At 34.6% G+C, this 24912-nt stretch carries 24 protein-coding genes; 10 read left to right on the forward strand and 14 right to left on the reverse strand.

Annotation, left to right across the window (positions count from 1 at the left end; all coding sequences use genetic code 11):
• Positions 1–2 precede the first annotated feature (2 nt).
• On the forward strand, positions 3–833 hold the full coding sequence (locus N4270_RS10425; protein WP_260097039.1) for an N-formylglutamate amidohydrolase: 831 nt from the start codon (positions 3–5) through the stop codon (positions 831–833).
• Positions 833–1993: a flavohemoglobin expression-modulating QEGLA motif protein gene (locus N4270_RS10430; protein ID WP_260097040.1), complete on the forward strand. Its 1161-nt coding sequence runs from the start codon at positions 833–835 to the stop codon at positions 1991–1993. Before N4270_RS10425 ends, N4270_RS10430 begins: the two co-directional genes overlap by 1 nt.
• A gap of 147 nt (positions 1994–2140) precedes the next feature.
• Here N4270_RS10430 and N4270_RS10435 read toward each other — a convergent pair whose 3' ends face one another.
• The 4 genes from N4270_RS10435 to N4270_RS10450 all read right to left on the reverse strand — a co-directional run bounded on the left by N4270_RS10435 (position 2141) and on the right by N4270_RS10450 (position 7964).
• Positions 2141–4060 (reverse strand): mucoidy inhibitor MuiA family protein, encoded by a 1920-nt coding sequence (locus N4270_RS10435; protein WP_260097041.1) that lies wholly within the window; start codon positions 4058–4060, stop codon positions 2141–2143.
• 366 nt (positions 4061–4426) lie between these two features.
• Complete coding sequence (locus N4270_RS10440; protein WP_260097042.1) at positions 4427–4843, reverse strand: thiol-disulfide oxidoreductase DCC family protein; 417 nt, start codon at positions 4841–4843, stop codon at positions 4427–4429.
• Positions 4843–7005, reverse strand: coding sequence for a DNA mismatch repair protein MutS (locus N4270_RS10445; RefSeq protein ID WP_260097043.1), 2163 nt, complete (start codon positions 7003–7005; stop codon positions 4843–4845). Before N4270_RS10445 ends, N4270_RS10440 begins: the two co-directional genes overlap by 1 nt.
• Positions 7006–7088: 83 nt before the next feature.
• Positions 7089–7964, reverse strand: a complete 876-nt coding sequence (locus tag N4270_RS10450; protein WP_260097044.1) for a cupin-like domain-containing protein — start codon at positions 7962–7964, stop codon at positions 7089–7091.
• 96 nt (positions 7965–8060) lie between these two features.
• Here N4270_RS10450 and N4270_RS10455 point away from each other — a divergent pair, with 96 nt between their 5' ends.
• Entirely contained in the window at positions 8061–8726 is a 666-nt protein-coding gene (locus N4270_RS10455; protein ID WP_260097045.1) for a uracil-DNA glycosylase, read from the forward strand.
• A gap of 1 nt (position 8727) precedes the next feature.
• Here N4270_RS10455 and N4270_RS10460 read toward each other — a convergent pair whose 3' ends face one another.
• The 6 genes from N4270_RS10460 to N4270_RS10485 form a co-directional block, all read right to left on the reverse strand.
• Positions 8728–8913: a hypothetical protein gene (locus N4270_RS10460; RefSeq protein ID WP_260097046.1), complete on the reverse strand. Its 186-nt coding sequence runs from the start codon at positions 8911–8913 to the stop codon at positions 8728–8730.
• 174 nt (positions 8914–9087) lie between these two features.
• Complete coding sequence (locus tag N4270_RS10465) at positions 9088–9945, reverse strand: substrate-binding domain-containing protein (RefSeq protein WP_260097047.1); 858 nt, start codon at positions 9943–9945, stop codon at positions 9088–9090.
• Positions 9946–9956: 11 nt separating this feature from the next.
• Positions 9957–10826 (reverse strand): nucleoside phosphorylase, encoded by an 870-nt coding sequence (locus N4270_RS10470; protein WP_260097049.1) that lies wholly within the window; start codon positions 10824–10826, stop codon positions 9957–9959.
• The gene (locus N4270_RS10475) at positions 10816–11763 is read right to left on the reverse strand and encodes a DUF1835 domain-containing protein (RefSeq protein ID WP_260097050.1); all 948 of its coding nucleotides are present in this window, start codon (positions 11761–11763) and stop codon (positions 10816–10818) included. Before N4270_RS10475 ends, N4270_RS10470 begins: the two co-directional genes overlap by 11 nt.
• Entirely contained in the window at positions 11764–12096 is a 333-nt protein-coding gene (locus N4270_RS10480; protein ID WP_260097051.1) for a translation initiation factor, read from the reverse strand.
• Positions 12097–12160: 64 nt separating this feature from the next.
• Entirely contained in the window at positions 12161–13108 is a 948-nt protein-coding gene (locus N4270_RS10485) for an isopenicillin N synthase family oxygenase (protein ID WP_260097052.1), read from the reverse strand.
• Positions 13109–13261: 153 nt separating this feature from the next.
• Here N4270_RS10485 and N4270_RS10490 point away from each other — a divergent pair, with 153 nt between their 5' ends.
• Entirely contained in the window at positions 13262–15262 is a 2001-nt protein-coding gene (locus tag N4270_RS10490; RefSeq protein ID WP_260097053.1) for a dehydrogenase E1 component subunit alpha/beta, read from the forward strand.
• Between the two features lie 10 nt (positions 15263–15272).
• Entirely contained in the window at positions 15273–15590 is a 318-nt protein-coding gene (locus tag N4270_RS10495) for a hypothetical protein (protein ID WP_260097054.1), read from the forward strand.
• Here N4270_RS10495 and N4270_RS10500 read toward each other — a convergent pair.
• Positions 15587–16897 (reverse strand): dipeptidase, encoded by a 1311-nt coding sequence (locus N4270_RS10500; protein WP_260097055.1) that lies wholly within the window; start codon positions 16895–16897, stop codon positions 15587–15589. The genes N4270_RS10495 and N4270_RS10500 overlap by 4 nt on opposite strands.
• 51 nt (positions 16898–16948) lie before the next feature.
• On the opposite strand from N4270_RS10500, the gene N4270_RS10505 reads away from it, so the two are divergent.
• Positions 16949–17377, forward strand: a complete 429-nt coding sequence (locus N4270_RS10505; RefSeq protein WP_260097056.1) for a 3D domain-containing protein — start codon at positions 16949–16951, stop codon at positions 17375–17377.
• On the opposite strand, the gene N4270_RS10510 is transcribed toward N4270_RS10505, so the two are convergent.
• Positions 17374–17928, reverse strand: coding sequence for a biopolymer transporter ExbD (locus N4270_RS10510; protein WP_260097057.1), 555 nt, complete (start codon positions 17926–17928; stop codon positions 17374–17376). The genes N4270_RS10505 and N4270_RS10510 overlap by 4 nt on opposite strands.
• Positions 17929–18609: 681 nt before the next feature.
• Between N4270_RS10510 and N4270_RS10515 the strand changes: the two genes are divergently transcribed.
• The 4 genes from N4270_RS10515 (at position 18610) to N4270_RS10530 (ending at position 21918) form a co-directional block, all read left to right on the forward strand.
• Positions 18610–20124 (forward strand): DEAD/DEAH box helicase, encoded by a 1515-nt coding sequence (locus N4270_RS10515; protein WP_260097058.1) that lies wholly within the window; start codon positions 18610–18612, stop codon positions 20122–20124.
• 84 nt (positions 20125–20208) lie between these two features.
• Positions 20209–20883: a hypothetical protein gene (locus N4270_RS10520; RefSeq protein WP_260097059.1), complete on the forward strand. Its 675-nt coding sequence runs from the start codon at positions 20209–20211 to the stop codon at positions 20881–20883.
• Positions 20884–21063: 180 nt separating this feature from the next.
• Entirely contained in the window at positions 21064–21525 is a 462-nt protein-coding gene (locus N4270_RS10525; RefSeq protein WP_260097060.1) for a cold-shock protein, read from the forward strand.
• A 9-nt stretch (positions 21526–21534) separates the two neighbouring features.
• Positions 21535–21918: a hypothetical protein gene (locus N4270_RS10530; RefSeq protein WP_260097061.1), complete on the forward strand. Its 384-nt coding sequence runs from the start codon at positions 21535–21537 to the stop codon at positions 21916–21918.
• Here N4270_RS10530 and N4270_RS10535 read toward each other — a convergent pair.
• Both N4270_RS10535 and N4270_RS10540 read right to left on the reverse strand, forming a co-directional pair.
• Positions 21902–22477: a pseudouridine synthase gene (locus N4270_RS10535; RefSeq protein ID WP_260097062.1), complete on the reverse strand. Its 576-nt coding sequence runs from the start codon at positions 22475–22477 to the stop codon at positions 21902–21904. The two genes, N4270_RS10530 and N4270_RS10535, sit on opposite strands and share 17 nt — an antisense overlap.
• A 1-nt stretch (position 22478) precedes the next feature.
• Positions 22479–24791, reverse strand: a complete 2313-nt coding sequence (locus tag N4270_RS10540) for a type IA DNA topoisomerase (RefSeq protein WP_260097063.1) — start codon at positions 24789–24791, stop codon at positions 22479–22481.
• Between the last annotated feature and the right edge of the window lie 121 nt (positions 24792–24912).

Raw genomic sequence — 24912 nt, forward strand, 5'->3', positions numbered from 1 at the left:
CTATGGAACGATTATCAATTGCTGCAATAATCTCTAAAATCAACAACGAAGAATTGTTTCATGCTGTTGCCGATGATTATTCGTTTACTTTAAAAATAGACGACTATGTGCATTATGCGTGTGCGGCTGTTCATGACGGACATCAATTTAGGAAAGATCTTTGGGACAATTGCATACACACCGAATATGAACGTTGGTATGAAGAAGATCCAGAAACTAAAAACATGGTTATTTCACATCCTATTTTAATTGCAGGTTGTGATTCGCGCTTTGAATATGATCTCAATAGAGATCCTGACAATGCGGTTTTTGAAACTGCCTGGGGAAAACAATTGTGGCACGAGCCGCTTTCCGAAGCAGAAAAAAATAAGAGTTTAGATAAACACGCTAATTTTTATAAGGTAGTTTATGCTTTGGTTTCTAAACTTGAAGCTAAGTTTGGTCTGGCGATTATCTATGACATGCATAGCTATAACTGGCAACGATGGGATAGGGAAGTGCCTACCTGGAATTTGGGAACTTCAAATGTAGATAACGACCGATTTGGGGAAGATATTGAAGCTTGGCGGCAAAGTTTGTCGGAGTTTAAATTTCCGCACGATATCAAATCGACTTCTAAAATTAATGACACGTTTCAAGGGAATGGATATTTCTTAAAATTTATTACGCAAAACTTCCAAAATACCTTAGTTTTGGCAACCGAAATTGCAAAGGTGTATTGTGACGAATATGATTATGTTATGTATCCCGAAGTTGTTGCTGCAGTTGAGACACAACTAAAAACACGATTACCTGAGCACGCTTCAAATTTTTATAAAAAGCACAAAAAATAATGCCACAAATTACAAGTACCGAAGAATATCAAGATTTATTTGACATCGATGCCAATTTGAATCGATTGGTAAAGAAAATCGAAGTACTCAATTATATCAATCCCTTGAATATTGCTAGTGAACGAAAGCAATTCTATTCTTCAAAGTTTACTTATGATCCTGTTTTTAAATATCCGAAGATCAAATTTAATGGATATAAACTCCATCGTTTATTTTTTTCTCAGCGCTTAGAACGTATAGCAGATGAGGATATCAGGCAACTTTATGAAGATGTGATTTATGAGTATTCGGGATTGATTGAATGTATTGAAACGATTAATCAAGGGCGTAAGTTTTATTTCAATAGCTTAAAAAGTTTTGGAACGCCTACCGAAAAAGAAATCGATAATGCCAAGTTTATTCTGCGTTTTGACGATAGCGACTTCGACGAAGAAATGTTGCCTATATATTCTGCTAATGATGCTGTAGATTATTTTAAGGACTATTCAAAGCGTTATGATTTTGATTATAATATCAAGCTGTCTACAAATCTTTCAGCAGCTGCAATGGTACTTAATAATACGCAAACATTAGTATTGCATAAGAATCATAAGTTCAGTAAAAACCAGTTAAAAGTTTTGACAAACCATGAAATTGGTGTTCATATGGTGACGACATTTAACGGCTTAGCGCAACCCTTGAAAATATTTTCTAATGGCTTTCCTAATAATGTAGAAACGCAGGAAGGGTTAGCGGTTTATTCTGAATACATGTCTGGTTGCTTAACCATGAAACGTTTAAAGGAGCTTGCGTTTAGAGTTATTGCTGTAGATACTTTAAACAAAGGCTATAGTTTTGCCGATACCTTTGACTTGTTATACAGTCAATATAAACTCAATCGCGATGCGGCATTTGCGATTACCTTACGTGTACATCGTGGTGGTGGTTTTACAAAAGATCATCAGTATTTATGTGGTATCAATCGTGTTTATAATTATGCGAAAAATGGTGGTGATTTAAATGTTCTACTTACCGGAAAAGTAACGTTAGATTATACCAATACGATTAGCAAACTTCAGGATTTAGGCTTGGCTATACCTTCAAAATATGTTACCGATTCGTATTTGACTAATGATAATTCTAATAAGAATTTAGATTTTATTCTAAAAAGTTTAAAATAAAAGCCTTAAAACGCAGGGCTTCTAATCAGATGTTTATTTCTGAAACTCCTTTAATATCAGACCAATATATCAAAGGAGAGCTTGATTCATTCCTAACTAACCGAAGCCAGGCTCAAACTAAAGCTGTTGTTTTAAGGCTTTTTAGAGTTAAAGGTTAACGCGCTTGTACTTTGGATACTTTACAACGTATGAAAATGTAAAGGTGTCTTTGGCTTTGGCTTCTAGATTGACGTTCCATTTTAAAATTCCTTTTTTATCATCATACTCTGAAGTGCCCGTTTCTATGTCGTCAATTTTAATGTCTTTATGCTGACTTATTGGAATTCTATCGTATAAAATCAAGTCTATGGCTACTGATTTGTTATTCTTTATTTCGATATCGTAGCGTTTGGATATTATTTTGTTGTTTCCAATGAAAGCATTCTTTTTATAGTCTTTAGGTTGCTCGCGTTTAACAATCACATTAGGATCAACACCTAGTGAAATGGTAAGTTGTTCTGTGGTACTTTGCGGATTAATATTGGTTTTACCCGAATAACTCCCCTCAAAATAAACATTAGCTTCGGCAGGTAATAAATTGTACTGTTCCCAATTTTTAATTTTTGCTGTTAGAAACACATTTTCATTCAATACAGGCGCCGCAAAATAGGCATAAGTTGCAGGTACATCGTAGTTTTCAATTTCTATAACAGTAACATCACCATTGGTTGGGATGGTATAAGACTTCTTAATTTCAAAACGCGTATTGGTAATGCCTTCTTCGATGATATCACCATTAGAAGTGTAATCCACAGGTTCTATATATGGTATTTCATCCGAATCATCTTTAATCATTTGTTGAACTCGGTTAACATAACCAGAAGAGGCTGTTTTTGATTTTTCTGTCCCATAAGCTACGACTACAACTTCTTCTAAGCTGGACAAATCTGGATTCATTACAACATTCATAATACTTGAGTGAATAGGTAAAGTTTCAGTTTGCATACCTAAAAACGAATACACAAGAGCTTTTTGTCCTTTAACTGTTAAACTATATCTGCCATCAAAATCAGTTTGCGTCCCATTGCTTGTGCCTTTTTCAATCACATTAACACCAGGCAAAGGCAATCCATCATGATTTGAAGTTACAACACCAGAAACTGTTTTTACCAAAGGATTGTATTTGTAATTATAACGTTTGGTTGCTCGGTTGCTCCTGTAAGCACTATTGGAGCTTATAAAATTGAGGTATTTCGGATTGATATTTGGTTTTATATTATTGGTATTAGGATCATTTGTAGATAAAGTTAATTTTATATTATCCCAATCATTTCCTGTGCTTTGGTATATATGAGCCTTATAGATTAACTGGATTGGTGTATTAATTTTTTCAGCTTTAATATCATAAATTGGAAACCAGCCAGCATCAGTCACATTATAGCTTAGTTGAAGTTCTAGGTCTGTAGTGATTTCTGTATTGAGTTTAATTTTGATTTCACCAGTTTGAATTTTTTCGTCTACACTAAGTTCATTAAGTTGTTGTTTTAACTCAGAAATTTGGGCATTTATCTCACCCTTTACTTTTTGAGAGGCATAAATTTTAGCTTTAATTTCGGAGGTTCGTTTTCGGTAATAAGCTGCAAAGGTCTGAAGTTTTTCTAAACTCACGACTTGATTGGAGTTCCCTAGAGCTCTGTTTTGTGTAATTAGATATAACTCTTCACTAAAACCAGCAATGAAGTGGTCTTCCGCTTGCACAGCATCATACAAGGTTTGTATTTGTGTGTGTATGTTTTTGATGTCTTCGGATCTGTCATGCTTGTTCAGGTAGTTTATTCCGAAGTTGATAGAGAGAATAGATGCATTTTTTAATCCTGATACCTGGATGCTGCTTTCTTGAATGTTGGGTGATAATTTTTCAAAAGTAAATGCGGTTGTGCCAGCAGGTAACTTAATGCTAGCTGTGCGTTCAATTTGTGCGCCATTAAGATAAACAGTAACTGCTTTTATTTTGGTTGGAGTGCCTTTTTCTGTAGTTGAAAATGCGATACTTGATATTAAAAATAGCAATAGTGTAAAATACTTCATAATGATATGGTTTTGATTCATTATAAAACTACAGGAAGTGCAGATGCTATAAAAAGAAGGTTTAGGGAACAGTAATTATGAATGAGTAAACTACTATTGTTATTGAGTTTGAAATTTTACATGTATTGGCATGCATCTCATAGATGATTTTTACACCTCGTGTTTTTTGAACAATTTTTTTTGGTTTTATACCGATGTTTTTGCCCAGAAGTTGAGATATGAAGTAGATTTATACTATAAATAATGTGCTATTAATCAATAATCTTAAAAAGATAATCCCTCTTGATTAAAAAATTATTTTAGAGTTAAATTAGTTTTAATTAGTTGTTAATTGTTAAAGTCCTTATTCCCGTAAGGACTTTTTCTTTATAAAAATTTGGACTTTAATTCTGGAGTAGGAATCATGCATTCGTCCTTTTTACCATACCATTTATAACGATTTTTTGCAACATAATCGTAAACCCAGTTTCTAACCATAGGAGGAATTATAAAGAAAATAACCATCATGTTTCTCGGAAATCCCAAATGTTTAGCAATCTTTAATGCTGCGGTTGATTTTGCTGAAAGCCCATGCTCATTGGAGTAGAGCAATATGGAGTCGGTGGTTTTAGTGTCGATGTGATAGGTGTCAATAATTTGCTGTCCAATGTCACTTTGTAAAGCTGCAAATCGGAAGGTATCTTTTTTGTCGTGTTTAATCACATATTGAATAGATGAATTGCAAAGGTTACAAACGCCGTCAAACAGAATCAATTTTTTATGTTTTTCTAAAGATGCTATCATTATTTACGCTCTACAAGTTCTAACAAATCAACATTTACGTTGGTGGTAAACATCCCATAATTGACGATGGCTTTTCCTTTTTCTAGGGTGTCAATAGAGCCAATAGCTCTGCCATCATGCATTCTCACACGATCACCAACTTTTAAGACAGGCTTTGGTTGTTCTTTTTTAATTTCTTTTTGCTTAGCCGATTTCTTCTTTTGTCGTATAACAGCTACTTTCTTTTCAGCTTCTTTTTTTATTTGTTCTTCTTTGATTTTTTCGGCTTTCTTCTGTTTTGCTGAAACTTTTTTACGTTTTGAGTTTTCAATCTGAACCAGCTTAAACAATTCAGCCATGAGTTCTCGTTTTTTCTTATTGTCGAAATACTTTTCCGAAATATCATTGAATTTTTGTCCGAGATAAATCAACCGCTGATTGCTGTCATATAACTCCTGAAAGTTTTCTAATTTCTTCTGAACTTTAGCATTAACTTCTTCTAGCTTATCGGCTTCAGATTGTTTTTTCTTTTCATTTTCTTTCAGTGAACGCTCCGTTTTTTCAAGTTTACTGCGTTCTTTCTGAAGCTTAGCAATCGTTGCGTCAAAGCGTACTTTGCCACGTTCAATCTTCTTTTTAGCGCGATTAATCAGGCTATACGGAATCCCGTTTTTTTGAGCAACCTCGAAGGTGAACGAACTTCCGGCTTGACCTAAAATAAGTTTAAACATAGGTTCTAAGCTCTTTTCGTCAAACATCATATTTGCATTTTGCATGTATGGCAATTCGTTGGCTAGAACCTTCAGGTTAGAGTAGTGGGTCGTAATAATTCCGAAGGCTTCACGATGATAAAACTCTTCTAAAAATGTTTCAGCTAAAGCGCCACCTAATTCTGGGTCGCTTCCTGTTCCAAATTCATCAATTAAAAATAGAGTGTTCTTATTGCATTTCCGCAGAAAATAATTCATCTGTTTTAAGCGGTAACTGTAGGTGCTTAAATGATTTTCTATGGATTGGTTGTCGCCTATGTCACTAATAATACGATCAAACAGACAGATATTGCTTTTCTCATGAACCGGAATTAATAAGCCGCTTTGCAACATCACCTGCATTAAGCCAATGGTTTTTAGCGTGATACTTTTTCCGCCAGCATTGGGTCCAGAGATGACGATAATTCTATTTTCCGGATGTAATTTTATGGATTGCGGAAATGTTTTTTTGCCTTCCGATTTGTTAGATATATAAAGTAAAGGATGGTAAGCATCTCTGGCTTCGTATTGTTTTTCAGTATTGATCTTCGGAAGAATAGCCTGTATAGATTGTGCGTATTTGGCCTTAGCATAAATAACGTCTAATTGCACCAGGAATTTTTGATACTGCTCTAAAACTGTGGTATAAGGTCTGACGTATTCTGTTAGTTGACGAAGAATTTTATCGACTTCTTCACTTTCGTCAAATTCTAAATTATTGAGTTCACGTGCATACTGAAAGGTTTGTTCGGGTTGCATATAAACAATGCTTCCTGTTTTGCTACTTCCCATGATGCTGCCTTTAACTTTACGTCGGTACATGGCCTTCACAGCCAGTACGCGCTTGTTTTCTACAACAGATTCTCTGATGTCGTCAAGATAATCGAGATTGTGATAGGTGTTTAAAGCAGAGGTGAAACTTTGGTTTATTTTTCCTCGTACCGAATTTATAGCTTGACGTAATTGAAAAAGTGTATCTGAAGCATTGTCTTTTACATCTCCAAAACGATCAATTATGGCATCAATTTCAGTAACGATATTAGCGACAAGCTCTAGTTTTGTTGACGCTACATACAAGGATGGATAATAGGTTTCAAACTTTTTAAGGAATTTTAGAATAGCGCCTGCTGTTAGTGTAATAGAAGCGATTTTCTTAAAACTTTTGGTGTCTAAAACCGAGTTTTCAATATGCAATAGTTTTAGCTCCTTAGTGATGGGCTCAAATCCGTGATTAGGAATTCTATTGTCATTATCAAATGACGAAACATATTCGTTGGTGTAGGCAAGTGATTGCAGGACCTCTTCGTGTGTAGCAAAGGGCTTTATGTCTAAGGCATCAAGTCGGCCTAAATCTGTAATACACAAATCTGAAACCTGTTGTAAAACGGAATAAAACTCTAAGTCCTGTAATGTTTTTTCGTGAATATGTATCATTAATTTATAACCTCAAACAGCTAAAGAATGCAAAGGTAATTATTAATGATTGACTAATAAAATGTTTATACTCAATAAGGGGTTTATCGTTTGACACGTTTTCCACTGTCGTCAATATAATGGCATACACAGTTTTTCGGACTGTAGAGGCCAGCGTTATGAAGTTTACGTTTGATAAGTTCTGATGATTTCATTTTAAAATTATCAATAGGAGTAAACCCAAAATTATTCGAACTAATAGAAACGTCTAAGCCATAGACACAATGCCACCAAGTTTGTGGGATGAATAACATTTCACCTGGATTGATGATGGTATACTGAACATTTACATTTTTAAAATTCGGATGTTTTTTTTCATCAAAATTTTCCATATTAACATCGCTTAAACGCGATCCTGGCTCATATTTATCACTTGGATACATATGCGATTTAGATTCTTTCGGATTGACTAAAAACACAAGTTTTCGTCCTTCAATGAGTGCTAAGATATTGTTTGCCAATCTATCTGTATGCCAGCCTGTTATTGTGCCAGGAGGACCAATCCATAGGGATGTAGAGTTGCGTATTGTATTATTAGAAATCAAAGAAAAGTCAACATGCTCTAAAAGCTCAGGAAACATTTTAGCAATGGGCATATTCCCTAAATAGGTATCTGTTTTTTCACTTCTAATCTCATTGAGGTAATCTTGAAATGCACCAAATTGCCAATTGGTATCATTTTGTCTAATATTACCTTTATACATATAGGTTTCTTTGTCTTTACCTATTTTTTCAAAATAATCCAATGACCATAACTCTGTTGCCTTCCAGTGGGACATCATTTGAGTCAATTTTACAGGCGTATTTTTTTTAATATGATTAGAATAGAAATCATCATGAGAAATTTTCTCAATGGTGTTTATCTCTATAAGATCCTTATTTAGAATGTTTTGTACTCTTTCTAAAATTTGTTTTTCCATGACTTGGGCATTTTCTACAACGAAGATACTATAAATGATATTACAAATTTATGACATATTTCATATTTTAGACGATACGAATTTTTTTTAGACCAAATGAACATAAATATAGAGGAAAGCTGGAAACAAAAATTGACAAATGAATTTAACAAACCTTATTTTGAAAGTTTAGTTGATTTTGTAAAAAAAGAGTACCAAACTGAAACTTGTTATCCTCCTGGATCTCAAATTTTCTCTGCATTTGACTTATGTGCATTTGATGATGTGAAAGTGGTAATTATTGGTCAGGATCCGTATCATGGCGAAGGGCAGGCCAATGGCTTGTGTTTCTCGGTAGCCGATGGCATATCACATCCACCTTCATTAATTAATATTTTTAAAGAGATTGAAAGGGATTTAAATCGGCCTTATCCAAAATCTGGAAACCTTAAACGTTGGGCCAAGCAAGGTGTTTTGCTTCTTAATGCGACGTTAACCGTAAGAAAGCAGCAAGCAGGTAGTCATCAAAAAAAAGGTTGGGAACAATTCACCAATGAGGTCATTAAGCTACTAAGTAAAGAAAAAAGTGATGTGATTTTTTTGCTTTGGGGAGGATTTGCCAAGCAAAAAGCCAAGTTTATTGATGAAACAAAGCATCATGTTTTAGTGTCGGGACATCCGTCGCCTTTGAGTGCTAATAGGGGGTATTGGTTTGGTAATAAGCATTTTAGTAAAACTAATGCTATACTAAAGGATTGTGGAAAAAAAGAAATCAAGTGGTAGTTTAACTTCCTGTTGGCGCTAATTGACTAGTAGCTAATCGTTTAGTAGGGGTTTCTGCTTTTACTGGATTGATAATATTTGGTTTCTCAATAGTTGTTTTCTTAGTCGTTTTGTTACAACTAAATGCCAATAAGAAAAAGTTAAAAGCAACTAAAACAGTAAGAATAAGAGTAATTGTTATTATCATATTTTGTTATTTAGTTAAGTATCTCATTTCGATTTGGTAAGCTAAATGTAATTAAATTTTTGATAAATAGAAAGTTATCATTATAAAAAGCTAAATTTTTGTTAATTTATTACCTGCTGAATACCATTGATTTGCATCAATAAAACAAGAATCATGATCATTTACCTACCCTTGTTAAATTATTTTTTTTACTAGCGTATTGTAGTCGACTTTCTTAGATATAATTTCTAATTCAAATAATTTATCTTGAATCGTAGCGATTGTTTTCTTGTCAATAACTTCCTGAGACCATTCAGTGAGTGATAACCATTCTTGAACATCTTCGAGCTTTTGGTCGTATCTATTGGCTATAGTTTTATCAATACTCGGAATGTACTTAAACTCTTCTGTCGTATTATTTATAATTTCTAAAATAGTTTTAACATCGTCTAGGTTGTTATTTAGAAATTCTTCTCTAACAGCTATAACAAAGCAGGGCCAAGGCGTAGGACAGTTACCAATACGTTTAAAAACACCATCATCGACAATGGGTTTGGTTGTGAATTTTTCCCACATAAAATAGTCTGCAGCACCATTGGTTAAACCTTCAACGGCACCATCAAGATTTCGAATCACTTCAAATTTTAAATCGTTTTCTAAATCCCAATGGTTATTTTCAGCATTTATATAAGCCATAAGGTGTGAGCCGGATCCGTATCTGCTAATGGCGGCTCTTGTACCTTTGATATCATCAATGGTTTCAAATTGAGAATCACCAGCAACATGAATACCCCAAATTAAAGGCGATTGTACAAAAGTCTGCACTATTTTAGAGGGATTTCCTTCAATTATATCTTTGATAATTCCTTCAGTAAGGATAACTGCGATATCAATTTCGTCTTCACGTAAGGCTTTATTCATAGCACCTGTGCCTCCAAAATAGTCTTTCCACCTTAGATTGATGCCTTCGTTTTTATATTCCCCATTTTTTAAGGTGAGGTACCAGGCTAAATTAAAATGTTCTGGAACACCTCCAATGTTTACTTTTTTCAATGTGTTTCTTTTTAATCGATTAGTTTATTCAAGGTGTATATTATAAGATCGTTAACGAGTTTTTTAGGATGACTACTGAATTCACCTGTGGCTCGATTGGCAATAATTGCATTCATCGATAAGGCATGATGCCCAAGTAAACTGGCAATGCCATAAATACCAGCTGTTTCCATTTCTAAATTGGTTATAGATTTGCCTTTATAGTCAAAATTAGCAAGTTTGTCATTAAGGTCATTATCCTGAATTGCCAGTCTTAAAATCCGGCCTTGCGGTCCATAAAAGCCAACATTGGTTGCTGTAAATCCTTTAGTGGTTTGTTGACTGGCTATTTGTTTTAATAATTTTGGGCTGCAAGTAACGACATAAGGATCTGATTTTTTTTCAAACCAATCGGTTTGTTGCTTTAAAGCTTCAGAAATTTCAAAATCTTGAACATGGTCACTTTCATAAAAATGTAATAAACTGTCAAATCCAGCCGCATATTCGCTCACTACAAAAGAATCAATAGGGATGTTTTTTTGAATCGATCCGGAAGTTCCAATTCTAATAATATCAAGTGATGTGAGCGTATCTTTGATTTCACGCCTTTCTAAATCAATATTAACTAAAGCATCTAATTCATTAAAAACGATATCAATATTATCAGTACCAATCCCTGTAGAGATAACAGTGATTCTTTTGCCTTTATACGATCCAGTTTGTGTGTGAAATTCTCGCTTTTGTGTCGAAAAATCGACAGTGTCAAAATGTTGTGTTACACTGTTAACGCGATCGGGATCACCAACGGTGATAATGGTATGTGCAAGATGCTCAGGACGCAGATTTAAATGATAAACACTTCCGTCTGGATTTAATATTAATTCGGATGCTTTAATTGGCATGTATTGCTGTTTTTATAAGTTTATTTTGTTGTTTATCAAATTTGTAATCTAAACAACTGACACCTCCAAAATAGATGGTATTATTCATTTCTTTTTGGTAATTGTGCTGGTGTTCTAGGGCTAAGTGACCTTTTCTGTTAAGTTTTAATGAACCGTTGTCTTCTGTAAAAAATATAGAAAGTAAATCGATGACACGTTCTAATTGCAAATCGCCATAACCGTAATAGCCCTGATAATGAAGTGCATAGCCAACGAGATGGTGTTTTGATTTGATGGTGTTTTCTTTGACGAGTTTAAGAATATTATATTCTAAGGTACTGATGCCACTTCTAATATCTGGAAAGCGTTTGATATGCGCTTTTAAGCAATTGCTCATATATTTAAACGACGACGTGGTTACAATTAATGGTAATAGTAAATTGTGATCTTTTCCGCAGTAAATTTGCCATATGTTTTTGGCTAAAGAAATATCAGCGTCGGTGAGTTTAACTTTGTTTTTATAATGAGATTCTAATTGTTTAGGTTTAAGTTCTGATAAACCTTTTAGTCCTTTTTCACCAGGAACACGACCACTACAAACCAGGTAAATAGGTAGTTTGATACCTTTTTGTTCTAGCAAACTAATAACAGCTACCATATTAATATGGCAAAATAAATCGTATTCAAACCACAGTACAACCTCTGTAAATCCCGAAATATCATTCAGTTTATTGAAGGTACTCATGATTTCCTTTCGGCTTAGGGTTATATTATAAAAGGACTTGAAAAAAGATTTTCGTGCTGTTATAAATTCTTCCGAAGCAATATATTCTAAGGTAGGACCAACACACAGTGTTTCCTGCCACGTAATCGTATTCTCAGGAGTGGTTGTTTTTAATTCGAATAAGTAATTACTCAACGAATCACCATTTGTAATATGTAATGTGCGTGCGTTCATTTAGCCTCCAACTCGTTTTACGTTAAAACCTTTGTCTTTTAAAATCTGCATGATTTTATCGCGATAATCACCTTGAATTATGATTTTATCATCCTTAAAACTTCCGCCAACCGATAGTTTTTGCTTAAGCTCTTTAGCTAGTTTTTTAAAATCATCATCGGCACCTGTATAGCCTTCAAGAATAGTGATAGGCTTTCCTTTTCGCTTTTCATACTTGCAAAGTATAGGCTCATCTTGAAGCCAAATACCTTGATCTTTCGAGGGGTTTTCTTCGGAATTTTCTTCAGAAACATGATCTGGAAAGAGGTTCTTTAATTGATCTTGTAAATCCATAACAACCATTTACAGTCTCCGTTAGCAGTCACAATATTTACATACTGAGATAGCGACTGAAGGCTTATTTTTTAAGTCCGAGTTCAATTAAGCGTTCATTTAAAAACTCTCCAGCAGTAATATCATCAAACTGTTTCGGATGGTTGTCATCAATACAACTATCTAAAACATTGAGTTTCATTTCACTGATGGGATGCATAAAAAACGGAATTGAGTAACGCGATGTCCCCCAAAGTTCACGTGGCGGATTGACCACTCTGTGAATGGTAGATTTTAGTTTGTTATTAGTATGTCTTGATAACATATCACCAACATTAATCATAAGTTCATCGGGTTCGGCAATAGCATCAATCCATTCGCCTTTATGATTTTGAACTTGTAATCCACGACCTTGAGCACCCATTAATAAAGTAATCAAGTTGATATCACCATGAGCGGCAGCACGAACAGCGTTTTCAGGTTCTTCTAAAATTGGAGGGTAATGAATAGGTCTTAAAATAGAATTACCATTATGGATATAGTTGTCAAAATAGGTTTCTTCTAAATCTAAAAATAAGGCTAAAGCGCGTAATACATATTTTGCTGTTTTTTCAAGCATTTGATACGTGTCTTTTCCAATTTTGTTAAATTCAGGAAGTTCTTTGACTTCAACATTATCAGGATATTCTTTTGCACGCTCAGGATCATCCTCTACATATTGTCCGAAATGCCAGAACTCTTTTAAATCACCTTCCTTTTTTCCTTTAGCACTTTCTTTTCCAAAAGAAACATAGCCACGTTGACCACCAATCCCTTCAATTTCATAACTGCGCTTGGTCTCTAAAGGTAAATTAAAAAAATTCTTTACTTCTTTATATAAGTTGTCAACGAGTTCGTCGTCTAAAAAATGACCTTTTAAAGCTACAAAACCAATGTCTTCGTATGCTTTTCCTATCTCGTTTATAAATTTTTGCTTTCGGCTTGGGTCTTCAGAAAGGAAGTCCTGAAGATTCACACTAGGTATTCTATTCATTATATAATGGATTTATTTGTACGTCAATATAACAAAAATAGCGAAAATCGAACTAAAATCACAGTTTTCAATTGTACTTAAAAAAAATGAACTTAGTCTTTTTAAACGTCAATTTTTATTTACATTTGATTAACTAACGAAATACTTCTAATAATGTTGACCTCATCCAAGAGTTTGATAACCTACGATAAAAAAAATCTAGACGATAAAACCCTTTTACGTCTCTACAAAAACATGCTTAAACCGCGTTTAATAGAAGAGAAAATGCTCATTCTATTACGACAAGGAAAAATATCTAAGTGGTTCTCAGGAATTGGACAGGAAGCTATTTCTGTTGGTGTCACGATGGCTATGCAAAATGAAGAATATATCCTTCCTATGCATCGTAATCTGGGTGTTTTTACCACACGTGAGATTCCTTTATACCGATTATTTAGTCAGTGGCAAGGAAAAGCTAATGGCTTTACAAAAGGACGCGATCGTTCGTTTCACTTTGGAACACAAGAATTTAATATCGTTGGAATGATTTCACATTTAGGACCACAATTAGGGGTTGCCGATGGTATTGCTTTGGCGAGTTTGCTAAAAAATAAAAAGCAAGTAACGGCAGTGTTTACTGGTGAAGGAGGAACGAGCGAAGGTGATTTTCATGAAGCATTAAATGTCGCTTCGGTATGGCAATTGCCAGTTTTATTTTGTGTTGAAAATAATGGGTATGGTTTGTCAACACCAACCAATGAGCAGTATCGCTGTAAAGATATAGCCGACAGAGGTAAAGGTTACGGTATGGAGTCTTTTATTCTGGATGGTAATAATATTATTGAAGTCTACACAAAAATTCAAAAACTTGCCGAAAGCATTCGCAAGCGACCTAGACCGATTTTAATTGAATTTAAAACGTTTAGAATGCGTGGTCATGAAGAGGCGAGTGGTACTAAATATGTTCCTAAAGCTTTAATGGATGAATGGGCTAAAAAAGATCCCTTAGAAAATTTTAAAGCGTTTTTAAAAGAAGAACGTCTCTTATCTGATAAGCAAGATGCTGCTATTAGAGAGGCGATTATCAATGAAATTAACGAGCATTTGGAAAAGGCTTTTAATGAAGCACCTATAGTTCCTGATTGGGATACCGAATTGAACGATGTTTATAAACCATTTGATTTTGAAGCGGTTAAACCGACCTCTAAAACTGAAGAATTACGTCTTATTGATGCAATTTCTTCAGGATTAAAACAAGCTATGGAAAGACATAAGGACTTAGTCATTATGGGACAAGATATTGCTGAATATGGCGGTGTTTTTAAAATCACAGATGGTTTTGTTAAAGCTTTTGGGAAAGATCGCGTAAGAAATACGCCAATTTGTGAATCAGCCATTGTTGAAGCTGGAATGGGATTATCAATAGCTGGTATGAAAGCAGTTGTAGAAATGCAGTTTGCCGATTTTGTCACTTCGGGATTTAATCCTGTGGTGAATTATCTGGCTAAGTCACATTACCGATGGAATCAACAAGCAGATGTTGTTGTAAGAATGCCTTGTGGTGGTGGTGTTGCGGCTGGACCATTTCATTCACAAACCAATGAAGCTTGGTTTACAAAAACACCAGGCTTAAAAGTGGTGTATCCCGCTTTTCCTTACGATGCTAAAGGTTTATTAACAACAGCTATCGAAGATCCGAATCCGGTATTATTCTTTGAGCACAAAGCTTTATATCGTAGTATTAGACAAGAGGTACCAACAAATTATTACACGCTTCCATTAGGAAAAGCATCCGTATTACGAGAAGGTAATGAAGTAAGCATTATTAGTTATGGTGCAGGAGTTCACTGGGCTTTAGAAACCCTTGAAACTCATGCGACTATTAGTGCCGATTTGATTGATTTGAGAAGTCTTCAGCCATTAGATACCGAAACCATTTATGCTTCAGTTAAGAAAACAGGTAAGGTCATTATTTTACAAGAAGATTCTTTATTTGGTGGTATTGCTAGTGATATTTCAGCATTGATTATGGAACATTGTTTTGAGCAATTAGATGCACCTGTAAAACGTGTGGCTAGTATGGAAACGCCTATTCCGTTTGTGAACCAGCTGGAAGAGCAATATATGGCTAAAGGGCGTTTTGAAGCTGCTTTAAAAGATCTTCTGGCTTATTAAATTTATAAACATGAATATACCATCAAACGCCAAAAAAGGCTTTCAGTTTGCCATTATTACTATTGTTACATTTCTCTTGTTCTTACTGGTTCAAATACTGGCAGCTAACCAAATAATTTCAATCAACACGTATACGTTTGCAAGTGGTTTTATTATGATTTTGGTATTTGTATCGTCTATTATTGGTTTTATTTTCAGTATTAAAGGACGAAAAGAACCCAATTCGTTTAAAAAATTATTTGGAATTATTGCGAATACGATTCTCTTTTTTCTCTTTGTGGCAACCGTAATTGCTAATATTATGGATGTTTTTAATGCTTTTAATTAAGATTTTGTTTTAGCTATTGCCTGAACTTCGTCTAACACTCTTAACAAATTACCACTCCAAAGCTGTTCGATTTGTGCTTCGGTGTAACCGCGTTTTACCAATTCTAAAGTTACATTAAAGGTTTCTGAAGCATCACTCCAGCCTTCAACGCCGCCGCCGCCATCAAAATCACTGCTAATTCCAACATGTTTAAGACCAATCTTTTCAACCATATAATCAATATGATCTACAAAGTCTGACACATTTACCTTAGGCGGGAAGTTTTCAAGTTCTTTTACTTTTTCATCGGCAAGCGTTACAATTTCACTTCTTACATTGTAAAAGGCATTACGTTCGTCATCGGATAATGTTTTTATTTCACTCCATTGATACCATTGGGTTCCTAAGGAATCTGCAATTTGTTCTCTAATGGATTTTAAGGCTTTATTTCTGGCTTCATTTTTTTCAGTATTGGTGTAGGTTTGAAAGGCTACTGTTTGTACAACACCACCATTTTTTTTCATCCATTCTAATTGTTCGTCATCCAAGTTTCTGCTGTGATCACATAAGGCTCTTGCCGAAGAATGCGAGGCGATAATTGGAGCCTCACTGAGTTCTATCATTTGACGCATAGATTCCTTTGATGGATGAGAAACATCAATCATCATTCCCAAACGGTTCATTTCTTCAACCACTTCTTTTCCTAAGTCACTTAAGCCATTATGCAACCATATATCGTCTTCTTCACCTGTGTTGCTATCACATAGCTGGCTATGACCATTGTGTGAAAGCGACATATATCGTGCGCCTAAGTTGTAAAATTTTTCCACATTAGAAATATCTGTTCCGATGGGATAACCGTTTTCTATGCCTATCATAGCTACTTTTTTGCCGGATTTAGAAATCCGACGCACATCATCAGAAGTTACGGCTAATTCAATTTGGTCTGGCGCAATGTCATTTACTAATTTATGAATGGCATTAAATTTAGACATGGCATTGTCGTAAGCTTTTTTATATCCAGCGTCACTCAGTGTATCCTGACCAGTGTAAACAATAAACCATGCGACATCCAATCCGCCAGCTTTCATTTTAGGAAGGTTTACCTGCGATTCTAAATTTTGTGTATAATTAATAGAATCTGTAAAGTTTTTAACATTGATATCGCAGTGTGTATCTAAGGTAATCACATGTTCGTGAATGACTTTTGCACGTTTGATTAGCTCGGTAGTATCGTGTTTTTTTGAAGACATATCATGCGATTTATTATCGGTTTTGCATGCAGTTAGTAGTACAAGAAGCGCAAAAGAATAGATGCTGGATTTCATTTTTGTTGGATTTAGTTTCGAAAGTGAAGTTACAAAATCTTATATTTATTTATGAATTCCTCTGCCTCATATATCAAATATGTTTTATTCGGACTAAGTTTAGTCGCTTTTAGTTGTAAGAATGTGGAGTCAACACCTTATGAGTGGGTGAGTATTGAAGTGACAGCAACGGCGTATAATTCATTAGCTTATCAAACCAATTCGAATCCGCACATCACAGCTTTTGGTGACAGTTTAAAACCTGGTTTGCGTTATATAGCAGTTTCACGAGATTTATTAAAGCAAGGTTTGGAGCACAATACCTTAGTTAAAGTTGAAGGCTTAGAAGGAACTTATTTGGTAAAAGATAAAATGAATAGACGCTGGCGAAATCGTATAGATATCTATATGGGAACCGATGTTAACGCTGCAAAGCAATGGGGCAGGCGCAAAGTTAACATCAGTTATAGGGTTGAAATTGAAAACGATACTTTAAATTAGTCTTTAATTTCTGCTTCAGAGAGAATAAACGGATAAGCCTTTTTCACTTTTAACAGCTCTTCTTTTGTTAATTGGTCAGACTGTTTATTTAAGACATTTACAGCATAATGCTCCCGTAATTCATAATAAGCTTTAGTTAACTCATCTTGCACTTTGATATAGAAGTTATACGATGTGCTTTTGTCATTGGTTAGCGAAATTACTGCTTTAGCTGGATTATCAGAAGATGTTTCGTCTTTTAATCCGTTGCAATAAAGGCAAGATCCATCGCCATTATTATCAAGAAAGGCTTTGGCAATCGTTTTAAGTTCGTCAATTTTTACAAGCTCATTGTTAACTAATAATTCGTCGTTAGCGTTTACTTTGACTTCTAAAATGTTATGTTTTTCGTAATCTACTATGCAGTCGTCACAAGGTGGCGGAAGCTTTCGGTTGATTCCCTTATCGTTAGGAATAACAGCTGTTACTAAGAAAAAAATAAGCAGTAAAAAGGCAATGTCTGCCATAGATCCTGCATTAACCTGTGGATGTTGTCGTCTGGAAGTTTTCATGATAATAGTTTTTAAGATTATATAATTTTTAAGACGTCTCAAAAACGATACCATAGATTAAAACAAAAAAACCAGCATACTATTAGTTTGCTGGTCTTTTCAGATTCCTATTGAACAAAGTTCAATTAATTTTGATTGATGAATGTTTGTCTATCACTATTAACGTAACGTTTCTAAGTCGTCATTTGTTGTATGTGAAGTATTGATAATTTTAGTTAAAGCTTTCATGGTAGATTGATGTTTTTATTGATGAATGGATATAGTATTATCTATATCGTCTTTTCTGATTCCAACTGTAAATTCTTGATTCAGTTGATGTGCTCGTTAATTGGTTGCTGTTTAAAGTTCTCATGATTGTGATGTTTTTTGATTGATGAATTGATGATATATTATCTATATCGTCTTTTTTGATTCCAAGTATAAATTTTTGTTTCTGTCGATGTACTTGTCAATTGATTGTTGTTTAAAGTTCTCATAATAATTGATTTTTAATGATTGATGTTATACCTAAAAGACGACCAGAAAATAAAATTGTTACAGTACTTTGCATTACATAGTAGTAATTTAACATTTTTTAACACAAATGGGTAGGGATTACTTTTCAATTGTTTTTAACAATATGCCTTGAAAACTCTTATAAAAGTGTAGTTTTGCAAGAATTGTTTTTCAAGCTATTAATTTATGTCCGAAACCTTAGAAGTCACATCAAAACAGGAAACTAAAAAACGTCTTTACGACTATCAGCTAGCCGATCTTAAACGTATATTTGACGTTTTTGATTCTGCTCCAAAAAATTACAACCTTTTGTATCAATTGCCAACAGGAGGAGGGAAAACGGTAATTTTTTCTGAAATTGTAAGACAATATATTAAGAACCACAAAAAGAAAGTGGTCATCTTAACGCATCGTATTGAACTTTGCAAACAGACTTCAAAAGTTCTTCACGGTTTTGGTGTTAATAATAAGATTATCAATAGTAAGGTTAAAGAATTACCAGATCAAGACCAGTATGAGTGTTTTGTTGCTATGGTAGAAACCTTAAATAACCGACTCAACGACGGGAAACTCAATCTTGAAGATATCGGCTTAGTAATCATTGATGAGGCACATTATAATTCATTTAGAAAACTATTTAAATTTTTTGAAAATTGCTTTATCCTAGGTGTTACAGCAACTCCTTTAAGTAGTAATATTAAATTACCAATGAAAGATAACTACAAAGAGTTAATCGTTGGTGATAATATTTCAACCTTGATTAAAAACGGATTTTTAGCTTCTGCCGAAATCTATAATTATGATGTATCACTAAACTCGCTTAAAATTGGCATTAATGGTGATTATACGGTAAAGTCTTCCGAAGCCTTATACACAAATGCAGCAATGCAAGGCAAGTTATTGTTTGCTTATGAGGAATTGTCTAAAGGTAAAAAAACCTTAATTTTTAACAACGGAATCAATACATCTAAAGAAGTGTATTATACCTTCAAACGCGCAGGATATGATGTGCGTCATTTGGATAATACCTCTTCAAAACAAGAACGAAAAGAGATTTTAAAATGGTTTAAAAACACACCGGGTAGTATTTTGACTTCGGTGAGTATCTTAACTACAGGGTTTGATGAGCCTTCCGTAGAATCTATTATTTTAAACAGAGCTACACGTTCATTGACCTTATACTTTCAGATGATTGGAAGAGGCTCAAGAATTTATGGTGACAAAACTAAATTTTCGGTTATTGATTTAGGAAATAATGCTGTGCGTTTCGGACCATGGAGTCAGCCTGTCGATTGGCAACATATTTTTAAAAATCCTGATTTTTACCTGGAAAATCTTAGAAATGATGAAGATATAGAGCGGGAGTTTGTTTATAGAATGCCCGATTCTTTAAAAAAGCGCTTCAAGAAGAACCCTAATGATGATTTTGATATCAAAGCCGAATACAAAAAAGTGATTCGAGAAGGTAAAAAATCAATGCAAGCCATTGAAAACAGTATTGCGCAACATTCTGAATTGGTAATTGCTAACAGCGAAGATGTCTTTGAAGCCAGAGAACTGGCAAAGTTGTTACACGATGATATTTGCTACCGAATCAAGCAATATTGTTACTGTATAATGAACAGTACAAAAAACTATAAAGACTGGTTGTTAGAAGAGTACACGCGAAAGTTACGATTGAGTTTTAACGGAAAGTTTTAACGAAAAATTAAAATCTTTATTCATTAAAGTCGTTACTTTTATCGTTAGGTATGGTTTTTGAAACAACGATACTAAAATAATATGATGAAGAAACACCTAATTTTTTTCTTACTTTTTTTAAGTACTTGCGTTTTGTTTGCTCAACAACCAGACAACAACGAGAAGAAATCTATTAGGATACCTGCAGTAGAGAAGAAGGATAAAGATTCTACGCCTCGTTTGATTATAAAACCAGAATCTAAAATTGGGATTACCAAGTCTAAAAAGAATATAGCTGGCATTCCAACCGAAAGTAAAATCAGTATAAAAAAGCCTGAAAAGGAATTTTCTATGATTCATGACAATGGATTGCGAAATCCTGGAGAACTATTTGAACAACGTTTTAATAAAGTAGCTGTTGAACAGGGACTTAAAATTGAAACCATGGCAGATGTTTTTCTCGGTGACATCAAAAGTAACGGCACTTTTGTTAGAATTGTTTGTCGGGATCATGAGTATCCAGATGGTGATATGGTTCGCGTGTTTGTTAATGACGACATTGTGGTACCTGCAATGGTTTTGTCTTCGGGATATAAAGGGTTTAACGTCACACTTAATCCTGGCGTAAATAAAATTGTGTTTTTAGCGCTCAATCAAGGTGATTCTGGACCTAATACTGCTGAATTCCTGGTCTATAATGACAAAGGCGATTTGGTGTCTTCAAAAAAATGGAATCTACTCACAGGTGTAAAAGCCACCGTAAATGTGATTAAAGATTAAGTATTCTAATTAAAAAAATAAACTCAAGGTGAATGCTGAAAACAGATACAGCACTTGCTTTCCATTTATTTAACTTATTGTTAACTAATTGCAGATACACGAGATTTATTCAACTTTTCATATTATCTTTACAACAATGATGTAATGTACATCAATAATTAAAACACCCAAAAATTAAGAATGGCAAAGTCGCAACAGACATTTAACAAAAGTGAAAAAGAAAAAAAACGTTTAAAAAAGCGCGAAGAAAAGCGCAAAAAAATGGAAGCGCGTAAGCTTGAAAAAGAAGAAAATGGAGGTGCTGAAAGCATTCCGTTTGCTTACGTAGATCAGTTTGGAAACCTTACAGATACACCACCAGATCCAGCTGATAAAGTCAAAGTAAAAGCAAAAAATATCGTCCTCGGAATTCCTAAAAAGGAAGATGTTGAAGAAGAAGAATTTGATCCTATCAGAAAAGGAAAAGTATCATTTTTTGATCATTCTAAAGGTTTCGGATTTATCATTGATACCGAAGACCAAGAAAAATACTTCTGTCACGTGAGTGGACTCATTGACGAAATTCAGGAAACCGATAAAGTGCAATTTGAATTAGAAAAAGGAAATCGCGGAATGAATGCGGTTCGTGTTAAGCTGATTTAAATTTAGACGATGATAAGACTCTTTTGCTTAATTGCAGTATTATCTACAACTTATACTTATTCTCAAAAACTAGATTGTTCTCGATTTAAAACAGGTCATTTTAGATACGTTGATAGCGATTATCAAGGCGTGTTTACTATCAGACGGGATTCGATACAAATTGATTCTATTCCCGAAATGAGGCATATGAAAGTGACTAGCCGCGTCAAGTGGATAGACGATTGTACCTATGAGTTTACCTATTTTAAAGTCAGTGATAGTATCATGTCTTCGTTAATTGGTACGAGTTACAAAATTCAAATTACCGAAATTAAAGGCGATACAATTCTTTGTAAGAAACTGGTGAACGGTAAATTTAGTCAACAACAGAAAATGATTAAAGTAAAGGATTAAACACTTCGTTTACGCCTCCCATTTCTAAATCGTCCAAAGTTATCGTTCCGATACGTACACGAACGAGTCGCAATGTTGGAAAACCAACCTGAGCGGTCATTTTACGTACTTGTCGGAACTTACCTTCATGAAGCGTAATCGATAGCCAAGAGGTTTTTCCGTGGCGCTCATCCCGAATTTTTTTGGCACGCTCCGGAAAATCAGGAAGCTTATCCAGTTTAAAAGCCTTACACGGTTTGGTGGTATATATTTGACTCTGATGACTTATTGCAACACCTTGCTGTAATTGCTCTAAGGCATCTTTTGTAATATCACCATCTACTTGCACATAGTATTCCTTATCGGTTTTGCCACTAGTAATGTCATGGCTTACTTTTCCGTTTGTAGTCAGTAAGAGTAGTCCTTCAGAATCTTTATCCAAGCGTCCGATAGCCATCGTGCCTTCAGGGAAATCATACAATTCGCCTAAAAATTTTTTATGGCGTTCATGTTTGGCATTGGTTTGAAACTGGCTCAAATACCCATAGGGTTTGAAGAGCTTAAAATGACGATGTTCCATACTAAAGTTCGCCTTTTAAAATAGAATACACCAAATCTTTAGTCAATTGTTTATCCTTAGCTTTTGCACGAATACTATCAAAGGACATTCGGAAATCACAACCCGATTTATAAGCCGTACAGCCATAAGCCGTTTTTCCTCTGATAATGGTTCCAGATTGGCATTTTGGGCATTTAACGGTATCTGCTTTTTTGGCTTCGGAAGGTTTTGGCGTTCCCTTTTTGGGTTCTAAAACCAATTTGAATTGTTCATCAAAACGCAGCAAGCCTTCAGTCGTTCCATCTTCTGAAGTAAAGCCTTTCAGGTTTACGGTAGATCCTTTTTGTAACAGTCGGATAAATTGCTTTTCAGAAATCTTTTTTCCGAAGTTTTTAAAAGGCAATACAAAATCACAACCCGATTTAAACTGATTACAGCCATAGGCCGATTTTCCTTTGATTAACTGTCCGTTTTTACATTTCGGACAAGCTTCAGCAGAAATTCCTGCAGCCTTAGTTTGCTTCACTTTAGCTTGTCTTTGCTTGACTACTATAGCTTGCGAAATATTGGCTCTGGTAGTTTCACTACGGACTTCATATACCAAATCGTCTACCATTTTTTTCATGTTTTTTATGAATAGACTGGCACTAAATTCGCCTTTTTCAATATCCTTGAGCTGCTTTTCCCAAAGTCCTGTGAGCTCTGCCGATTTCAATAATTCATTCTGAATCGTATCAATAAGTGCAATACCAGTTACGGTTGGTAAGATTTGCTTTTTGTTGCGTTTGATATATTGACGCTTAAAAAGTGTTTCGATAATATTGGCTCGTGTTGAAGGACGACCAATCCCGTTTTCTTTCATTAAATCCCGAAGTTCATCATCATCTACTTGCTTTCCAGCGGTTTCCATGGCGCGTAGGAGCGAAGCTTCAGTAAATTGATTAGGAGGTTTGGTTTGTTTTTCCAAAAACGATGGTTCGTGAGGTCCTTTTTCACCTTTTGTAAAAGTTGGTAAAGTGTCTTTATCTGAAACTGTCGTCGTGTCTTTTTTTCCGAATTTAAAGACCACTTTCCAGCCATCTTTCAGAATTTCTTTACCTGTAGTTTTAAAATTTACATCATCAGCTTTTCCAATAACTGTGGTATTTGAAACCTCACAATCTGGATAAAATACAGCAATGAATCGTTTGACAATAATATCATAAACTTGTTGTTGATTGTATTGAAGTTTGATTTCAATTCCGGTAGGAATAATAGCGTGGTGATCGGTGACTTTTTTGTCGTTAAATACTTTAGCCGACTTTTTTATTTTCTTATCTAAAAGCGGTTGGGTTAATTGAGAATACTGCGTTAGCTTTTGAAGGATACCATGAACTTTTGGATATACATCATTAGGTAAAAATGTGGTGTCAACTCTAGGGTAGGTGACTACTTTTTGTTCATATAATTTCTGAACAATCTTTAAAGTGTCCTCTGCTGAAAATCCGAATTTCGTATTACAATACACCTGTAATCCTGTTAAATCAAAGAGTTTTGGTGCATATTCTTTACCTTTCTTTTTGGTGATTGAAACAATTTCAAAATCATGTTCTTTGACCTTATTAGCGAGAATTTCACCATCTTCCATTTTAAGAAAACGCCCTTCTTCATAAGCAAATAAGGTATTGCGATAGAGGGTTTGTAATTCCCAATAGGGTTGCGGTTTAAAGTTTTCAATTTCTTTAAAACGGTTGACAACCATAGCTAATGTTGGTGTTTGCACTCGACCAACAGAGAGCACTTGTTTATAGCCTCCATGTTTTACTGTATATAAACGCGTGGCATTCATACCTAATAACCAATCGCCAATGGCACGTGAAAATCCGGCATAATACAAGTTGTCGTAGGTTTCAGAATCTTTCAGACTTTCAAAACCTTCTTTAATGGCTTCCGTAGTTAAGGATGAAATCCATAGACGCTGTACTTTTCCTTTATAATTTGCCTGATCTAAGACCCAACGTTGGATCAATTCTCCCTCTTGACCAGCATCACCACAATTAATGACAAGTTCGGCTTTATCAAAGAGTGATTTTACAATATTGAATTGTTTTTCAATCCCAGAATTGCTCACCACTTTGGTTTTAAACTTTTCGGGAAGCATGGGTAAATTATTAAGATCCCAACTTTTCCAATAAGGTTTATAATCGTTAGGTTCGAGGAGTGTGCATAGATGCCCGAAAGTATAAGTCACCGCATAACCATTGCCTTCGTAGTAGCCATCACGTTTTGTATTGGCACCAAGAACTTGCGCGATTTCTCGTGCGACACTAGGTTTTTCGGCAATACAAACTTTCATATAATGATGCTATGATTTGGAAATTATACAGCACTGCAAAATAGGAAAATGTAGTTGTTTTTTGAAAGGGATTTATGCAGAGTTATTAACTAAGCTTTAATGTCGATTACGGGACTGATTT

The sequence above is a fragment of the Psychroserpens sp. SPM9 genome, from assembly GCF_025153525.1.
GTDB lineage: Bacteria > Bacteroidota > Bacteroidia > Flavobacteriales > Flavobacteriaceae > Psychroserpens.

Excerpts from the sequence above, each read along its gene's own strand:
- N4270_RS10430 (WP_260097040.1), top strand. The coding sequence starts at position 833 with ATGCCACAAATTACAAGTACCGAAGAATATCAAGATTTATTTGACATC.
- N4270_RS10500 (WP_260097055.1), bottom strand. The coding sequence starts at position 16,897 with ATGAAATCCAGCATCTATTCTTTTGCGCTTCTTGTACTACTAACTGCA.
- N4270_RS10535 (WP_260097062.1), bottom strand. The coding sequence starts at position 22,477 with ATGGAACATCGTCATTTTAAGCTCTTCAAACCCTATGGGTATTTGAGC.
- N4270_RS10495 (WP_260097054.1), top strand. The coding sequence starts at position 15,273 with ATGAATATACCATCAAACGCCAAAAAAGGCTTTCAGTTTGCCATTATT.
- N4270_RS10440 (WP_260097042.1), bottom strand. The coding sequence starts at position 4,843 with ATGATAGCATCTTTAGAAAAACATAAAAAATTGATTCTGTTTGACGGC.
- N4270_RS10525 (WP_260097060.1), top strand. The coding sequence starts at position 21,064 with ATGGCAAAGTCGCAACAGACATTTAACAAAAGTGAAAAAGAAAAAAAA.
- N4270_RS10485 (WP_260097052.1), bottom strand. The coding sequence starts at position 13,108 with ATGAATAGAATACCTAGTGTGAATCTTCAGGACTTCCTTTCTGAAGAC.
- N4270_RS10510 (WP_260097057.1), bottom strand. The coding sequence starts at position 17,928 with ATGAAAACTTCCAGACGACAACATCCACAGGTTAATGCAGGATCTATG.
- N4270_RS10475 (WP_260097050.1), bottom strand. The coding sequence starts at position 11,763 with ATGAACGCACGCACATTACATATTACAAATGGTGATTCGTTGAGTAAT.
- N4270_RS10450 (WP_260097044.1), bottom strand. The coding sequence starts at position 7,964 with ATGGAAAAACAAATTTTAGAAAGAGTACAAAACATTCTAAATAAGGAT.
- N4270_RS10425 (WP_260097039.1), top strand. The coding sequence starts at position 3 with ATGGAACGATTATCAATTGCTGCAATAATCTCTAAAATCAACAACGAA.
- N4270_RS10515 (WP_260097058.1), top strand. The coding sequence starts at position 18,610 with ATGTCCGAAACCTTAGAAGTCACATCAAAACAGGAAACTAAAAAACGT.
- N4270_RS10445 (WP_260097043.1), bottom strand. The coding sequence starts at position 7,005 with ATGATACATATTCACGAAAAAACATTACAGGACTTAGAGTTTTATTCC.
- N4270_RS10505 (WP_260097056.1), top strand. The coding sequence starts at position 16,949 with ATGAATTCCTCTGCCTCATATATCAAATATGTTTTATTCGGACTAAGT.
- N4270_RS10540 (WP_260097063.1), bottom strand. The coding sequence starts at position 24,791 with ATGAAAGTTTGTATTGCCGAAAAACCTAGTGTCGCACGAGAAATCGCG.
- N4270_RS10460 (WP_260097046.1), bottom strand. The coding sequence starts at position 8,913 with ATGATAATAACAATTACTCTTATTCTTACTGTTTTAGTTGCTTTTAAC.
- N4270_RS10530 (WP_260097061.1), top strand. The coding sequence starts at position 21,535 with ATGATAAGACTCTTTTGCTTAATTGCAGTATTATCTACAACTTATACT.
- N4270_RS10520 (WP_260097059.1), top strand. The coding sequence starts at position 20,209 with ATGAAGAAACACCTAATTTTTTTCTTACTTTTTTTAAGTACTTGCGTT.
- N4270_RS10435 (WP_260097041.1), bottom strand. The coding sequence starts at position 4,060 with ATGAAGTATTTTACACTATTGCTATTTTTAATATCAAGTATCGCATTT.
- N4270_RS10490 (WP_260097053.1), top strand. The coding sequence starts at position 13,262 with ATGTTGACCTCATCCAAGAGTTTGATAACCTACGATAAAAAAAATCTA.
- N4270_RS10455 (WP_260097045.1), top strand. The coding sequence starts at position 8,061 with ATGAACATAAATATAGAGGAAAGCTGGAAACAAAAATTGACAAATGAA.
- N4270_RS10470 (WP_260097049.1), bottom strand. The coding sequence starts at position 10,826 with ATGCCAATTAAAGCATCCGAATTAATATTAAATCCAGACGGAAGTGTT.
- N4270_RS10480 (WP_260097051.1), bottom strand. The coding sequence starts at position 12,096 with ATGGATTTACAAGATCAATTAAAGAACCTCTTTCCAGATCATGTTTCT.